The following is a 15347-nucleotide window of genomic DNA, read 5'->3' as shown; positions in this document are numbered from 1 at the left end:
ATCGTGGCGCTCGCGACGGGGATCATGTGGGGCGCGCGCTCGGAAGTGTCCTTCGCGCTCGAGGTCATCGCCCTGAAGGCGCTGCCGGTGCTGATCCTCGGCGGCCTGACCTCGATTCCGGGCGCCATCGTCGGCGGCCTCATCATCGGCATCGGCGAGAAGCTCGGCGAGTTCTACTGGGGGCCGCTGGTCGGCGGGGGCATCGAATCCTGGCTCGCCTATTTCATCGCCCTCGGCTTCCTCATGATCCGGCCCGAGGGCCTCTTCGGCGACAAGCTCATCGAGCGGATCTGAGGGGGCTGCGAAGCCTCACGCACTCCCAGGCGATTCCCCGGGGGCCCCATCCGCCAGCCAGGCGGCGAGATCGGCACGGGCGCGGTCGGTCAGCGCGCATTTTCGCGCCTGCGCCTTCTCACTGCCACGCAGACGCTTTCCCTCGGGGCCCTTGGGCGCAGCCTCGAGAGGCGGAAAGAGCCCGAAATTGATGTTCATCGGCTGGAAGGAGCGCAAGCCCCCCTCCCCTTCCACGGACAGATGCCCGCCCGTGATGTGGCGGACGAGCGCGCCGAGCGCGGTCGTCACGGGCGGCAACTCGAAGCGGCCGCCGAGCCGCTCGGCGGCCGCGAAACGCCCGGCGAGAAGGCCGATGGCGGCGCTCTCGACATAGCCCTCGCAGCCCGTGATCTGCCCCGCGAAGCGCAGGCGCGGCAGGACGCGCAGCCGCAATTCGCCGTCGAGCAGTTTCGGGGAGTTCAGGTAGGTGTTGCGGTGCAGCCCGCCGAGGCGGGCAAACTCCGCCCGCTCCAGCCCGGGGATGGTGCGGAAGATGCGGACCTGCTCGCCATGTTTCAGCTTCGTCTGGAAGCCGACCATGTTGAAGAGCGTGCCGAGCGCGTTGTCCTGCCGGAGCTGGACGACGGCATAGGGCTTCTCGCCCGGCCGGTGCGGATTCGTCAGCCCCACCGGCTTCATCGGCCCCCAGCGCAGGGTCTCGGCCCCGCGCTCGGCCATGACCTCGATCGGCAGGCAGCCGTCGAAATAGGGCGTGGCCTCCCACTCTTTGAAGGAGGTCTTCTCGCCCCCGACCAGGGCGGCGACGAAGGCTTCGTACTGCTCGCGGTCGAGAGGGCAGTTGAGATAATCCGCCCCCGTGCCGCCGGGGCCGGCCTTGTCGTAGCGCGACTGGAACCACGCCTTGCCGAGATCGATCGAATCGCGATGGACGATGGGCGCTATGGCGTCGAAGAAGGCAAGCTCGCCCTCGCCCGTCACCGCGCGAACGGCCTCGGCCAGGGCGGGCGAGGTCAGGGGGCCGGTCGCGACGATCGCGGATCCCCATTCCTCCGGCGGCAAGCCGGCCACCTCGCCGCGTGCGATCACAATGCGCGGATGGGAGGCGAGGGCCGCGGTCACCGCCTGCGAGAAGCCCTCGCGATCAACCGCGAGCGCCCCTCCTGCCGGCACCTGGTGGCGGTCGCCCTCGCGCATGATCAGCGAGCCGAGGCGGCGCATCTCCTGGTGCAGGAGCCCCACGGCGTTGGTCCGCGCATCGTCGGAGCGGAAGGAATTGGAGCAGACGAGTTCGGCGAGCCCGTCCGTCTGGTGCGCCTCGGTGCGCCGCTCGGGGCGCATTTCGTGGAGGACGACATGGGCGCCCGCCTCGGCCGCCTGCCAGGCGGCCTCGGAGCCGGCGAGCCCCCCGCCGACGATATGGATCGCGTCAGACATCCCGCCCGCCTACCCGAAGCAGGGTCCCAACGCAAAGACGCCCACCTGAAAGGTGGGCGTCGCCAGCAAATCAGCCCCCTAAGCTCCAGGCGGGATCAGCCCACCTTGGCCAGGTTCTCGATGTCGGCGCGCGCGATCCCGATATCCTCAAGCTCGCGATCCGACAGCCGCGACAGCTCGCGGACCGTCTCGCGGTACTTCAGATAGGCCCGGATCTTGGCCATGACGAACGACGTGAACATGGTCTCTCTCTACGAAGCAGCGTGTGAGCGCCGCGTTGTGCAATGCATATAAGACGGGCAGGGCTGCCTGAAAACCTCTCCCCACCAAGCCTCAGCCATGCGCTATACGCATGCATACGTTAGTAACTTGCTAACTTTATCGGCGTTTCGTCTCCGATCTATGCGGCACACGCCTAGCTCGTGCGGAACGTCAAGGCCCGGCCAGCCCAAATTTGGTGCGGCGCAGCACACACGCTTGCCCCATCCCGGCCGCCCGCCGCCGCCGCGCGAGGTTGACCCGGCCCTCGCGCAGGCACATGCGACCCTGCCCTGATTCCGGCGAAACAGCCCCCAGAGACCCGGACCCCATGATGAACGCCTTGTCGGACCCCGATTGCAAGAACCTGCTCCAGCGGATCGCCGACGCTCTCGACCGCCTGGCCCCCCCGCCGCGGCGCGCGCTGTCGATCGAATCGGCCGACGCCTTCGTGTGGCAGGCGGCCGAGCGGCGCCTGTCGCCCGTGCCGCGCGTGAACCGCGTCGAGATGAGCCTGCTGCGCGGCATCGACCGGATGCGCGACACGCTTGTCATGAACACCGAGCGCTTCGCGCGCGGCCTGCCGGCGAACAACGCGCTCCTCTGGGGCGCGCGGGGCATGGGCAAGTCGTCGCTGGTCAAGGCGGTCCATGCGGAGGTGAACGAGGCGGCGGCGCGGCCGGAGCGCCCCCTCAAGCTGATCGAGATCCACCGCGAGGACATCGAGACCCTGCCGGATCTCATGGCGCAGCTGCGCGAGGACCCGCACCGCTTCATCGTCTTCTGCGACGACCTCTCCTTCGACGCGGACGACACCTCCTACAAGTCGCTCAAGGCGGTGCTGGAGGGGGGCATCGAGGGCCGGCCCGACAACGTCATCTTCTACGCCACCTCGAACCGCCGCCACCTCCTGCCGCGCGACATGATGGAGAACGAGCGCTCGACCGCCATCAATCCGGGCGAGGCGGTCGAGGAGAAGGTCTCGCTGTCGGACCGCTTCGGCCTCTGGCTCGGCTTCCACAAATGCAGCCAGGACGAATATCTCGACATGGTCTTCGGCTATGCCGGCCGCTTCGGCCTCGGCGGGGACAAGGAGGCGCTGCGGCGCGAGGCGCTCGAATGGGCCACGACCCGCGGCGCCCGCTCGGGCCGCACCGCCTGGCAGTTCATCCAGGAACTCGCCGGGCGCGAGGGCAAGAGGCTCGGCTGAGAGCTTCCCTCTATTCGTCCCCCGCCCGGAGCCGGGCGACCTCGGCGCGAAGCACGGGCAGAAGCTCGGCCTCGAACCAGGGATTGCGCTTCAACCAGCCGGAATTCCGCCAGGAGGGATGCGGCAGCGGCAGGATGCGGGGGTTCCGGTCGCCGCCCAGGATCTCGCGCCAGAGACGCATCCGCGCGCCGAGCGCGGGGCCGCGGCCGAGATGGAAGGCTTGGGCATAGAGGCCGATCGCGAGGATCAGCCTGATCCGGGGCAAGGCCGCGAGGAGCGGCGCGCGCCAGACGGGCGCGCATTCGCGCCGGGGCGGGAGGTCGCCGCCCTGGGCGTCATGGCCGGGAAAGCACAGGCCCATCGGCACGATGGCGACGAGGTCCGGGTCGTAGAACCCCGCCTCGTCGAGGCCGAGCCAGGCCCGCAGCCGCACGCCCGAGGGATCGTCGAAAGGACGCCCGCTGAGATGAGCCCGGATCCCCGGCGCCTGGCTGGCGACGAGAAGGCGGGCGCGGCCCGTTCCCTGGAGAATGGGCCGGGGCTCGTGCGCGAGCGGCTCCCCGGCTGGTGCGTCGCGGCAGATGCGGCAGGATTCGGCCCGGGCCTTGAGCGCGAGGAAAAGATCAGAACGCGACGACGAGCCCGTCATGGGCGATTTCGAACCCCAGTTCCCGCGCCGCCCCGGTGGCCGCGAGCATCTCCTCGCTCATATGGGTCAGCATGATGCGCCCGGCCCGCAGGCCGGCGCGATGCGCGGCGATCTGGTCGAGGCTCATGTGATAGACCGGCGTTCCGTCCCGCTTGTAGCACTCGCAGATGAAGAGATCGGCCCCGGCGGCGATCTCGTAGAGCGCATCCGTCCATTCGGTATCGCCGGAATAGGCGAGCAGCCTGTCCCCGAGGCGCAGCCTCACTCCGGTGGACGGCGCCCCGGAGGGATGGACGACCTCGCGGGAGACGAGTTCGAGTCCCTCGCAGGTCCAGGGTTCCCCGCAAGGGACCTCGACCACGGTGAGGGCGAACTTCCACTCCGTCCGGGAACTGCCGGGAAAGAAGACCTCCGAGGCGGCGAGAAGGCGCTCGCGCGTGCCGACCGGCCCCGCAATCGTGAGCGGCCGCCGGTTGGCGCAGTTGAATTGCCGGAACAGCAGCAGGAAGGGAATGCCGCCGAAATGGTCGCCGTGCAGATGGCTCAGCACGATGACGTCGATCGCCAGCGGATCGAGGCCGAGCCGGCGCATCTGCACGAGCGAGGTGGCGCCGAAATCGAGCGCAATGGTCTGCGTCCCGGTCTCGAGCAGGAAGCAGGTATTGGCGCGCCCGCCCGCGCCGAAGGCGTCGCCGCAGCCGATGACGGTGAGCTTCATGTCAGGCCTTCGCGCTGGGCCGGGCCGCGAGGGCACCGTGCCAGCGCTTCACGTTCGCGAGCCCCTCCGGGACGGGGATCCTCGGCAGGCGCATGAAATCGACGGCGACGAGCCCGGTGATGTCGGCCACCGAGAATTCATCGCCGGCCACGAATTCGCGGCCCTCCAGATGGCCGTCGAGGAAGGTGAGGAAGCTGGCGACCCGGCTGCGATTGGCCTCGCCCCATTCGGCCACCTGCTGCGCCTCCAGCGTGACCATGGAAGGATGGGTGTGGCGGAACACCGCGGCGACGGCGAGCAGCAGGTCGAGTTCCATCCGGCGCTGCCACATTTCGACGAGCGCGCATCCCGCCGGACCGCGCCCGAACAGGGCCGGCTCGGGCTGGAGGGCCTCGAAATAGCGGCAGATGGCGATCGATTCGGAGATCACGGTGCCGTCGTCGAGGACGAGGCTCGGGATGCGCTGCATCGGGTTGAGCGAGGTGAAGGCGGGCGTCTTGTGCTCGCCCTTCATGATGTCGACCGGCACGAGCGGAACCGAAATCCCCTTCTCCGCCAGGAAGATGCGAACGCGCCGCGGATTGGGGGCGCGGCCGCCGTCGTAGAGCTTCATCCGATCGACCCTCCGCTTCCCCTCCATTGCGTGAGGTGCCGGCCGGGACGCAAGCGGAATCGACGCGTCTCCCGCCCCGCCGTCACGGAGGGGCGCCGACCCCGTGGCGGCGCCGCCACGCCTGCGGCGTCTCGAAGGGGCCTGCCCAGATTCCCCGCCTCGCCTCGCGCGCCTCCCTCTCCTCCTCTCCATAGGCGCCGAAGGAGACCGCCTGGCCGCTCCTGACGAGATGGGCGCCGATATCCTGCGCGCGGACGCGGCAGGTCGCGAGGTCGCGACCGTAGCGGTCGCGGCCCTGCGCGGCGCAGGTCACCGGCTCCCCGGCGATGAAGGCCCGGATCGCCGCCCTCGCCTCCTCGCCGCAGCGATAGGCGCGGCCTTCCCTCTCGCAGCTCTGCCCGATCTCCGGAGCGTCGAGGCCGACGAGGCGGATGCGCCGCCCGTCCACGACCAGGGTGTCGCCGTCGATCGCGAAGGCCTTGCCCGCGATCGGCCTCTCGCGCAGCATCGCCGCGAGGGCGAGAAGGCAGAGGAGAACGACGATCGCCGCGGCGAGGTCGAGCGGACGGAGCCCCCTTCTCATCCGGCGACCATGAATCGCGTCTCCACCCTGTCCCGACCCTTATGCGGCAGGACAGGGTTAACCTTTCTGAATCATGATCGCTCCGTTCCGGTCCGTCCCGGAAAGGCGTTGCGTTGTCATGGGCGAACTCACGGCCGAGATGGTTGAGCAGGGTCGCGACGCGACCTTCTCCGACCGCGCGCGCCGGCGCCGCCTCGCCCAGGACATCCGAACCGCCCGCGAGAAGCTGACCTCCTCGATCGGGCTCGAGCGCACCTTCGAATACGAACTCGTGCGCGTCTATGCCGAGAACCAGGCGCGGGCGGCGATCGTGGTGCTCGCCCTCGCGGGTGTCGTCGCGGGCGTGTCGACCTACTGGATCTCCACCGGCATGGCCGGGATCTGGTTCGTGCTGGTCTCGGCCATCCTGGCCATCCGGTACGGGCTGGTCGAGCGCTTCCTGAGGACCGAGCCGGATTCCGCCTCCATCGCGGCGTGGCGCCGGCGGTTCATCGTCACCGAATTCGTCTTCACCTGCGGCTGGGCGCCGGCCATCAAGCTTCTCGCCGACGTCGAGGGGGGGACCTACGGCTTCACCCTTTTCGTCTCGCTGATGATCGCGGCGGTCACGACCACGCTGTCGTCCTCGGTTCCGCTCGCCGTCTGCGGCGGCCTCGTTCCGCTCGCCCTCGTGGTGGCGCTGATCGCCGTCACCTCCCGCGACGCCGGCGCCTCGGTCCTGGCCGTCATGACCACGACGGCCTTCGTCTTCCTGACCATGCTCAGCAACCGCCTCTACGAGAGCACGCTCAGCAGCATCCGCTCCCGCGCCGAGAAGGACCACATCCTGGTGGAGCTGGAGGAGGCGAAGGGCAATTCGGACGAGGCCCGGCGCCGGGCCGAGGAGGCGAACCTCGCCAAGTCGCGCTTCCTGGCGACGATGAGCCACGAGCTGCGCACCCCGCTCAACGCCATCATGGGCTTCTCGGAGGTGATGATGAACGAGGTCTTCGGACCTCACGCCGCCCCCTCCTACAAGGACTATTCGAAGGACATCCACGAGAGCGGCCAGCATCTCCTGACCCTGATCAACGAGATCCTGGACCTGTCGCGGATCGAGGCGGGCCGCTACGAGCTGACCGAGGAGGCCGTCCATCTCGGCTGGGTCGTCTCCGACGCCCGCCACATGCTGGCGCTGCGGGCGAAGGCGAAGGGCCAGTCGGTCCAGGAGATCATCGCTCCCTCGCTGCCGCGCCTGTGGGCGGACGAGCGGGCGGTGCGCCAGATCGTGCTGAACATCCTCTCGAATGCCATCAAGTTCACCCCGCCCGGCGGGACGATCGTCATCAAGGTCGGCTGGACGTCCTCGGGCGGGCAATATGTCAACGTGAAGGACAGCGGGCCCGGCATCCCGGAGGAGGAAATCCCGATCGTGATGTCCTCCTTCGGCCGCGGCTCCCTCGCGATCAAGACGGCGGAGCAGGGATCGGGCCTCGGGCTCCCGATCGTGAAGGGGCTCGTCGACCTGCTCGGCGGGGGCTTCCAGATCCGTTCGCGCCCGCGCGAGGGCACCGAGGTCATCGTGACCTTCCCCGCCTCGCGCGTGATGGACACGCTCGCCCCGGTGCAGCTCGACGGCGAGGCCGCCCTCCCGGCCCGGCGCGCCCGCGCCTCCTGAGAGACCGTAGTTTGGCCACAGGGACGCGCTTTGCAGGCGCGTCCTGCGAAGCGCATCTGGCGTCCGGCCCGCGCCGCCGCCATATGAGCCGCCGAGTTCTCCAGCTGGCCCATGACCGTCTCGACTCCCTGCATCCGCGTCTGCCGCCTCGACGAGGAGGCCCGCCTCTGCACCGGCTGCGGCCGCACCCGGGACGAGATCGCGGCCTGGGGGAGCATGAGCGAGGAGGCGAGGCAGGCCGTCATGGCGGGCCTCGGGGACAGGCTGGCCGCCCATGCCCGCGCCCGGCCTCCCGAGGGCCGCGCGGCGGAAGGACGGGACTAGCATGGCCGGCACGGTCTCGGCCGGGCTCCTGGCCTTCGCCGCGGCGGTTCTCTTCCTGCGGGGCGAGGCGAGCGTCGCCGGCATGGCCACGCGGGAGGCGATCGCTCTCCTGCTGCTGGGCGCCGCCGTGCTGTGGCTGACCGGCTGGGCCGTCGAGCGCGGCCGGGCGAGCCTGCGCGACGCGCTCGGCGCCGTCGTCATGTGGGCGATCTTCGTGGCCTCGGCCGGAGCGGTCTATCTGAAGCGCGAGGAGGCGGCCGAGGGCCTGCGCTCCCTCGCCGAGGAATTCGGCTACGGGCCGCCCGAGGCGATCGTGAGCCGGGAGGGAGAGGTCTCCATCCCCCGCCGCCGCGACGGCCATTTCCGCTTCGAGGCCCTCGTCAACGGCAAGCCGGCGCCCTTCATGTTCGATACGGGCGCAAGCTCCGTCGTGCTGACGGCCGAGACGGCGCGCATGCTGGGATTCCCGCCGGAAAGCCTGCGCTTCACCGCCCCCGTCCAGACGGCCAACGGCCGCTCCCTCACCGCGCCGGTCGTGCTCGACGAATTGGCCATCGGCCCGATCGTGTTCACACGCGTCTCCGCGCTCGTGGCGAAGCCCGGCCTCCTCATCGACAACCTGTTCGGACAAAGCGTGCTCGGCCGGCTCGATTCCTACGAGGTGCGCCACAATCGCCTCGTCCTCCGGGCCCGGAAAAGCTAGCGGCCCGCCGCCCCGCCGCGTCGTCCCCTCCGAAGTTCCCTCGGCACGCCGCTCTTTGCGTCCGCGCAAAGAACCGGACCGAGCCGGAGGCTAGGCCGGAATCATTCCAGCCATCCGGGGGAAAGGCGCGCGATGTCCGAAATCCTCACCAAGGCGCGGGCGCGAAACGTCTTCTACGGCGGATCGCTGTTCTTCGCAGCCGTGTTCGGTCTGATGACCTGGCACAGCCATCACTATATCGTGACCAAGTCGACCGTCGCTATGCCGCTGACCGACGAGGTCGTGCGCGGCAAGGGGGTGTGGGAGCGCCATTCCTGCATCAACTGCCACACGCTGCACGGGGAGGGAGCCTATTTCGCCCCCGAGCTGGGCAACCTGACGACGCGCTGGAAGGTCTATGAGGACCCCGACGGCGCCTTCCAGATGATGAAGGCGTGGCTCGAGGCGCAGCCCTCGGGCATCGAGGGCCGCCGGCAGATGCCGCATTTCGCACTCAGCGACGAAGACATCCGCGCGCTGTCCGAATTCCTGCGCTGGGCCGATCACAACGACACGCAGAACTGGCCGCCGAACGACGCGGGCTGAGGGAGGCAGACATGAAGTACCAATCCCAGAAAGTCGCGCTCGCCTATTTCACCGTCGCGATGGCTTTGTTCGCGATCCAGGTGCTCGGCGGGCTCCTCGCCGGCTGGATCTACATCTCGCCCAACACCGTCTCCGAGCTCCTGCCCTTCAACATCGTGCGGATGATCCACACCAACGCGCTGATCGTGTGGCTTCTGCTCGGATTCTTCGGCGGCACCTATTACCTCCTGCCGGAGGAAACCGAGCGCGAGCTGTTCTCCGAGAAGCTCGCCTACATCCAGCTCGGGATCCTGGTCGTCGGCACGCTCGGGGCGGTGGTGAGCTATCTCTTCCGCATCCACGAGGGCCGCGAGTTCCTCGAGCAGCCGCTCTGGGTCAAGCTCGGCATCCTGGTCGCCGCGCTGATCTTCCTCGCCAACGTCACGCTGACGGCGCTCGGGGGCCGCAAGACGGCGATCACGAACATCCTGCTCCTCGGCCTTTGGCTGCTGTCGCTCTTGTGGATCTTTGCCTTCATCAACCCGCACAACCTCGCCCTCGACAAGATGTACTGGTGGTTCGTCGTCCATCTCTGGGTCGAGGGGACCTGGGAGCTCGTGATGGCGGCGATCCTCGGCTACCTGATGCTGAAGCTGACCGGCGTCGACCGCGAGGTGATCGAGAAATGGCTCTACGTCATCGTCTCGACGGCGCTCTTCTCGGGCATCCTCGGCACGGGCCACCACTATCTGTGGATCGGCACCCCGAGCTACTGGCAATGGACCGGCACCATCTTCTCGATGTTCGAGGTCGTGCCCTTCTTCGCCATGATGAGCTTCGCCTTCATCATGGTCTGGAAGGGGCGCAAGAACCATCCGAACAAGGCGGCGCTCCTATGGTCGCTCGGCTGCTCGGTCATGGCCTTTTTCGGCGCCGGCGTCTGGGGCTTCCTGCACACGGTGCACGGGGTGAACTACTACAGCCACGGCACGCAGGTGACGGCGGCGCACGGACACCTCGCCTTCTACGGCGCCTATGTGATGCTGAACCTCGCGATGATCACCTATGCGATGCCGGTGCTGCGCGGCCGCGAGCCCTATAACCAGGTCCTCAACATGGCCTCCTTCTGGCTGATGACGAGCGGCATGGCCTTCATGACCTTCACGCTCACCTTCGCGGGTGTGGTCCAGACCCATCTCCAGCGCGTCATGGGGATGTTCTACATGGAGGTGCAGGACCAGCTCGTGCTGTTCTACGTGATGCGCTTCGCCGCAGGCACGATGGTCGTGGTGGGCGCGCTCCTGTTCATCTACAGCCAGTTCGTGGTCAGGGGCGAGGTCGTCAGGCCCGGCCCGGTCGCGGTTCCGGCGGAGTGATCATGAACGCTCCCGTCGCCGCGATCCCCTTCTACCGGCCGGCCGCGAACGAATGCGCGGTCTTCGAGGCCGCCCACCGCCACGGCCTGCCCCTTCTCCTGAAGGGGCCGACCGGCTGCGGCAAGACGCGGTTCGTCGAGCACATGGCGGCGCGCCTCGGCCTGCCGCTCTTCACGGTCGCCTGCCACGACGACCTCTCCGCGGCCGACCTGATCGGCCGCTACCTGCTGCGGGGCGGGGAAACGGAATGGGTCGACGGCCCGCTGACCCGCGCCGTGCGCCGGGGCGGCATCTGCTATCTCGACGAGGTGGTGGAGGCGCGCCGCGACGTGACCGTGGTCCTGCATCCCCTGACCGACGACCGCCGCCGCCTGATGATCGACCGGACGGGCGAGGAACTGGCGGCGCCGCCCTCCTTCATGCTCGTGGCGAGCTACAATCCCGGCTACCAGTCGATCCTGAAGAAGCTGAAGCCCTCCACCCGGCAGCGCTTCGTGTCGATCGGCTTCGATTTCCCCGACCCCGCCGTCGAGCGGGCGGTGCTGGTCGCCGAGAGCGGGCTCGACGAGGCGCGGGCGGGCGCCCTGGTGCGGCTCGCCGGGCATATCCGCAAGCTCTCCGGCATGGACCTGGAAGAGGGCGTCTCCACGCGCCTGCTCGTCTATGCGGCGACGCTGATCGCAGGCGGCATGGCGGTGGACCAGGCGCTCGAAGCGGCGATCGTCGCGCCGCTCAGCGACGAGGCCGAGGTGCAACAGGCGTTGCGCGATCTCGCGGCTTCCGTCTACGGATAGGCGGCCATGATCCACGTGCTCGACCTGATGGAGCCGGAGGAGACGGTCGGAAACCTCTGGCACGACTGGGCGAGCCGCACGCCGCAGGGTCATGCCGAAGCCGCCGTCACCTTCGATTCCATGCGGCCGAGCATTGCCGCCCTGTTCCACGCGCTCGGCGGCTCGCCGGGCGCGGAGGTTCTCCCGGCTCCGGCCAGCACGTCCGGCCACCGCCGGGGACCGCAGCTCGGCGCCCGGCGCGAGGTTGCGCATGTCGCCGACTTCACCGGCGAGCGCCTGCGGCTGCCGCCGACGATGGACGCCTTCCCGGTCCGCGCGCTCAACCGTTCCGCCTATCTCTGGCTCGCCGCCCTCGCGGCCACGGTGACGCTGCCGGGCCCCGAGGACGATCCGCTGGCGGCCGACCTGGCCGAGCTTGCCGCCCTCGCGGAGGCCGGCCGCGCGGCGCTCGCGCGCTGCCCCGGCCTCGGCCCCGCTTATGCCGGGATGTGCGCCCACCTGCGCGCCACGCGCCGCCCCCCCTTCCTGCCTTCCGCCGAGGCGAAGGTCGAGGCGGTCATCGGCACCCTCCTCGGCGCGGCAGGCCCAGCGCCCGTGCCTATGGGTCCCGCGCCGCGAGGTTACCGGAGCTGGGCTCCGGTCCCGATCCTGCTGCGCCTCGCACGGCCCGGCGCAGAGCGCGCGCCGGCCTCGGACGCGGAGGACCGGCCCGCGCCTTCCCTCCCGATTTCGACGCGCAAGAGCGCGAAGCGTGAGGAGCGCGACCAGGCCAACCGCAAGGACAGCTTCATCATCCACCGCTTCGAAGCGATCATGTCCTGGGCGGAGAGCCTGAACCTCAACCGCACGACCGACGACGACGATGCGGAAAATGCGGCGAAGGCGGCCGAGGACCACGACCATATCAGCCTCACCGACCATGTCCGCCGTGCGGCCTCGCGGCTGCGGATCAGCCTCGACCTCTCGCCCCAGGATGCCGAGCACGAGCGGCTGGCGGGACGCTTCACCTATCCCGAATGGAACCACCGCAGCCGCGCCCCGATGCCGGACCATGTCCGCGTGCTGGAGGCCGAGGGCGGGCCGGGCTCGGCCTTCGCGCCGGATGCGCGCCTCGTCGCGCGGGTGAGGCGGCAATTCGCGCCGCTGCATCCGCGCCGCGTGCTGCTCTCACGCCAGCTCGACGGGACGGATCTCGACCTCGACGCCGCCATCGGCTCGCAGGTGGCGATCCGCGCCGGGGCGACGGGTAGCGACCGCGTCTGGCAGTCCTCGCGCGCCAGCGCCCGCGACCTCTCCGTCGCCTTCCTGATGGATTGCTCGCGCTCGACCGAGGCGGCGATCGGCGACACGAGCGTCATCGACACCGCCCGCCATGCGCTCGCGGCGCTCGCCGCCGGCATCGATTCGGCCGGCGACCGGCTCGCGATCTGGGGCTTTTCCTCGCTCCGGCGCGACCGAGTCTTCCTGACACGCGCCAAGAGCTTCGAGGAGCCGATGGGCCCCGCCGTCACCGCCCGGATCGGCGGCTTCCGCCCGGGCCACTACACACGGCTCGGCGCCGCGATCCGCCACGCCTCGGCCATGCTCGCCGAGGAGAGCGCGGCCCGCCGCCTGCTCCTCGTCCTGACCGACGGCAAGCCGAACGACCTCGACCACTATGAAGGCGTGCACGGCATCGAGGACAGCCGCATGGCGGTCCGCGAGGCCCGCGCCCTCGGGCAATCGGTGCACGGCATCGTCGTCGATGCGGACGGGCAGGACTGGTTCGCCCGCATCTTCGGACGCGGCGGCTTCACGCTGCTGCCCGATCCCGCGCGCCTGCCCCGCGCGCTGCCCGAGATCTACCAGACCCTGACGATGGAGGCCTGAGCCATGCGTCCGCTGCTGCTTCTGCTCACCCTGGTCCCGGCCCCCGCTTTCGCGACGGCGTCCGGGCGGGCGGCCCAGGAGGCCGAGATCAGGTCGATGGCGATTACCTACGCGATCGCCTGCGTCGCCCTCGTCCTCGCTCTGGGAGGGGCGAAATGGCTGGCCAGCCGCCGCTGAGACCCGGATGGGGGCTCCTGGCCGCCATCTATCCCTTCGCCGCCGGGGCGGCGGCGGTGAACCTCTTCTTCCTGTCGCTCGTCCTGAGCTGGATCGGCTGGCCGGTCCTGACCCCTGTGGCCTCCGTCTGGGGCGGCCTTCTCCTCGGCATCCCGGCGAGCTGGGCCTTCGCCCGCCATATCCGCCGGCTGATGGCCGAGGCCGATGCGGGCGGCTGAGCCGGCGTCAGGGGCTCGCCGGGGCCTCGTCGAGGCTGTGGAGACGCGCCGCGGGACAGGCCCGGCGGGCGATCTCGCACAGATGCCGGTGATGCGTGAGATAGATCACCTGCCCCCCCTCCGCCATCTCCCCGAGGAGGCGGAAGGATTCCTCCGCGCGATGATCGTCGAAGGTCTCCATGATGTCGTCGGCGACGAAGGGCACCGCCCGGCGCGCCCTCAGGAACTCGTGGTATCCGGCGACCCGCAGCGCAAGATAGAGCTGGAAGCGCGTGCCCTTGGACAGCTCGGCGGCAGCCTTCGAGCCGCCGCCCGCGGGTAGCGCGATCAGCGTCTCGCCCTCCTTTCCCGGCTGGGCGGCGAGACCGTCATAAGCGCCGCAGGTGATGGCGCGGAAGGCCGCCGAGGCGCGCGTCATCATCGAGCTGCGGTGGCGCTCGCGATAGGCAGCGAGCGCCCGCTCCGTCGCCGCAATGCCGGCGCGAAGCTGGAGATAGCGCATCGCGCCATCCTCGATCTCCAGCAGCACCGTGCGCCGGCGCTCCTCGATGGCCGCGGCCACGGCGTCGCCGCCGATCGCCTCGACCTTGTCCCGCGCCGCCGACCAGGCCGCGAAAAGCTCATGGCAGCGCCGGTCCTGGTCATCGCGGCGCGCCTTGCGCTCGATCAGCTCCGCCTCCAGCGCCTCGCGGTCCACGGCCGCCAGCATGGCCTCGGCCGCGGCGAGGTCGGGGGCGCGCGTCGCCTCCAGGATCTCGCGCCCGGCCTCCTCGGCCTGTCCGCGAAGCTCCGCGCGCCGGGCGGCGTCGGCGAGCTTCCGCGCCACCTGCTCCAGGGAGGCGACGCCGAAGAAGGCGCAGATTTTCTGCCTGCCCTGCGCATGAATCTCCGATCTTTCGGCGAGGCGGCGCCGGCGTTCCCTGGCCTCCTCCAGTTGCCCGAGCACCCGCTTGCGGCTGTCGCTCGCGGCCTCGGCCTCCCGGATCCTGTCGCCGACGAGCTGCGCCGCATCGAGGACGCGGGCCGGGTCGAAGGGGACGCCGAAGGCATCCGCGAGGGCAGCCACCTCCTCGCGGAACGCGCCCTGGTCCTTCTCCATCTTCCCGATGCGGTCGAGGAGCCCGTCCCGCTTGTCGAGCGCCCCGGCAAGCTCGCCCGTCGCGGCGAGGATCTCGCCGACCGTGCCGACCGGGGGCAACTCGGCGGCCTCGCCGAGCCAGCAGCCGCGGCAGGCGGCTTCCCATGCCTCGGTCCAGCTCCGCTCGGCGGCCTCGGCCACGGCGGCGGCGCTCTCGCGCCCGGCGAGATCGCGCCGGCGCGTCTCCAGATCGGAGCGCAGATGGCGAAGCTCGGCCTCCCGGTCCAGGACCGCCTGGGCCTCGGCGAGCCATGCCTCGAAACCGGCCTCGGGTGCGCCGTGGCCGATCCGGCCGAGAGCGGCCCGCAGCCGATCCCGCGCCGCCCCGGCATCGGCTTGCGCGGCGCGCAGATCCCGCTCGGCGCGCCGGACGGCCTCGCGCGCTTCGAGCGCCCGGTCCCGGCGCGCGAGCCAATCCTCCAGCCCCGGCAGGGAAGGGATCGGGTCGATGCCGGGCACCATCGCGCGGATCGCCTGCGCCACCTCGGCGTCGAGGCGCGCGAGCGCCGCCGCCGCGCCCTCCTCCAGCTCGGCCGCGCGCGCGAGATCGGCCCGCGCCACGGCGAGCGCCTGCCCGTTCTGGTGAAGCTTCGCCAGATCCGCCATGCCCGAGAGGCGCCCGGCGCCGACGATGTCGTCGTGGCGCATCGCCTCCTCGAAGGCATCGGCCGATGCGGGATCGAGCGCGCGTCGATGCGCGGCCCAGGCTTCCTCGCGCCGCCGGCGGATCCCGGCCGCCTCCCGCTCGGTCGCGATGCCGGTCACGGA

General features: G+C 70.2%; 16 protein-coding genes and 2 pseudogenes. 11 read left to right on the top strand and 7 right to left on the bottom strand.

The annotated features are described in order from the left end of the window. Nucleotides 1-294, top strand: a pseudogene (locus PKD06_RS14615) (branched-chain amino acid ABC transporter permease); the annotation flags it as partial. 15 nt (nt 295-309) lie between these two features. On the opposite strand, the gene trmFO reads toward PKD06_RS14615, so the two are convergent. Together trmFO and PKD06_RS14605 are read right to left on the bottom strand one after the other, a co-directional pair. Beyond that, complete coding sequence (trmFO, locus tag PKD06_RS14610; protein ID WP_324381299.1) at nt 310-1728, bottom strand: methylenetetrahydrofolate--tRNA-(uracil(54)-C(5))-methyltransferase (FADH(2)-oxidizing) TrmFO; 1419 nt, start codon at nt 1726-1728, stop codon at nt 310-312. 95 nt (nt 1729-1823) lie between these two features. Continuing rightward, nucleotides 1824-1970, bottom strand: coding sequence for a DUF1127 domain-containing protein (locus tag PKD06_RS14605; RefSeq protein WP_324381297.1), 147 nt, complete (start codon nt 1968-1970; stop codon nt 1824-1826). Between the two features lie 350 nt (nt 1971-2320). Between PKD06_RS14605 and PKD06_RS14600 the strand changes: the two genes are divergently transcribed. After that, a complete protein-coding gene (locus tag PKD06_RS14600; RefSeq protein ID WP_324381302.1) occupies nt 2321-3196 on the top strand; it encodes an ATP-binding protein in 876 nt (291 codons plus the stop codon). Between the two features lie 10 nt (nt 3197-3206). Here PKD06_RS14600 and PKD06_RS14595 read toward each other — a convergent pair whose 3' ends face one another. From PKD06_RS14595 to PKD06_RS14580, 4 genes are all read right to left on the bottom strand, one after another. After that, nucleotides 3207-3845, bottom strand: a complete 639-nt coding sequence (locus tag PKD06_RS14595) for a uracil-DNA glycosylase family protein (protein ID WP_324381295.1) — start codon at nt 3843-3845, stop codon at nt 3207-3209. Further along, nucleotides 3820-4563: an MBL fold metallo-hydrolase gene (locus PKD06_RS14590; protein WP_324381293.1), complete on the bottom strand. Its 744-nt coding sequence runs from the start codon at nt 4561-4563 to the stop codon at nt 3820-3822. The genes PKD06_RS14595 and PKD06_RS14590 overlap by 26 nt, the downstream gene beginning before the upstream one ends. Nucleotide 4564: 1 nt before the next feature. Then, nucleotides 4565-5176, bottom strand: a complete 612-nt coding sequence (locus PKD06_RS14585) for a glutathione S-transferase family protein (RefSeq protein WP_324381291.1) — start codon at nt 5174-5176, stop codon at nt 4565-4567. Between the two features lie 82 nt (nt 5177-5258). Then, complete coding sequence (locus PKD06_RS14580) at nt 5259-5759, bottom strand: thermonuclease family protein (RefSeq protein ID WP_324381289.1); 501 nt, start codon at nt 5757-5759, stop codon at nt 5259-5261. Between the two features lie 118 nt (nt 5760-5877). Here PKD06_RS14580 and PKD06_RS14575 point away from each other — a divergent pair, with 118 nt between their 5' ends. The 9 genes from PKD06_RS14575 to PKD06_RS14535 all read left to right on the top strand — a co-directional run bounded on the left by PKD06_RS14575 (nt 5878) and on the right by PKD06_RS14535 (nt 13441). Beyond that, nucleotides 5878-7416, top strand: a complete 1539-nt coding sequence (locus PKD06_RS14575) for a HAMP domain-containing sensor histidine kinase (protein ID WP_324381287.1) — start codon at nt 5878-5880, stop codon at nt 7414-7416. Between the two features lie 111 nt (nt 7417-7527). After that, nucleotides 7528-7740 carry a DUF1289 domain-containing protein gene (locus tag PKD06_RS14570; protein WP_324381285.1) on the top strand — a complete coding sequence of 71 codons (213 nt, stop codon included), beginning with the start codon at nt 7528-7530 and terminating at the stop codon, nt 7738-7740. 1 nt (nt 7741) lies between these two features. Beyond that, nucleotides 7742-8443, top strand: coding sequence for a TIGR02281 family clan AA aspartic protease (locus PKD06_RS14565; protein WP_324381283.1), 702 nt, complete (start codon nt 7742-7744; stop codon nt 8441-8443). A 132-nt stretch (nt 8444-8575) separates the two neighbouring features. Next, nucleotides 8576-9028 carry a cytochrome c gene (locus PKD06_RS14560; protein ID WP_324381281.1) on the top strand — a complete coding sequence of 151 codons (453 nt, stop codon included), beginning with the start codon at nt 8576-8578 and terminating at the stop codon, nt 9026-9028. An 11-nt stretch (nt 9029-9039) separates the two neighbouring features. Beyond that, the gene (locus tag PKD06_RS14555; RefSeq protein ID WP_324381279.1) at nt 9040-10383 is read left to right on the top strand and encodes a cbb3-type cytochrome c oxidase subunit I; all 1344 of its coding nucleotides are present in this window, start codon (nt 9040-9042) and stop codon (nt 10381-10383) included. A 2-nt stretch (nt 10384-10385) separates the two neighbouring features. Next, entirely contained in the window at nt 10386-11177 is a 792-nt protein-coding gene (locus PKD06_RS14550; RefSeq protein WP_324381277.1) for a CbbQ/NirQ/NorQ/GpvN family protein, read from the top strand. Between the two features lie 6 nt (nt 11178-11183). Further along, nucleotides 11184-13046, top strand: a complete 1863-nt coding sequence (locus PKD06_RS14545) for a VWA domain-containing protein (protein WP_324381275.1) — start codon at nt 11184-11186, stop codon at nt 13044-13046. Nucleotides 13047-13049: 3 nt separating this feature from the next. After that, complete coding sequence (locus PKD06_RS14540; protein WP_324381273.1) at nt 13050-13223, top strand: hypothetical protein; 174 nt, start codon at nt 13050-13052, stop codon at nt 13221-13223. Beyond that, nucleotides 13202-13441, top strand: a complete 240-nt coding sequence (locus PKD06_RS14535; RefSeq protein WP_324381271.1) for a hypothetical protein — start codon at nt 13202-13204, stop codon at nt 13439-13441. The genes PKD06_RS14540 and PKD06_RS14535 overlap by 22 nt, the downstream gene beginning before the upstream one ends. Nucleotides 13442-13448: 7 nt before the next feature. On the opposite strand, the pseudogene PKD06_RS14530 reads toward PKD06_RS14535, so the two are convergent. Further along, a pseudogene (locus PKD06_RS14530) lies at nt 13449-15347 on the bottom strand (hypothetical protein); the annotation flags it as partial.

The organism is Enterovirga sp., assembly GCF_035325185.1.
Taxonomy (GTDB): domain Bacteria; phylum Pseudomonadota; class Alphaproteobacteria; order Rhizobiales; family Beijerinckiaceae; genus Enterovirga.
The sequence above is the reverse complement of the archived record's forward strand: the minus strand, read 5'-3'. Positions and strand labels throughout refer to the sequence as shown.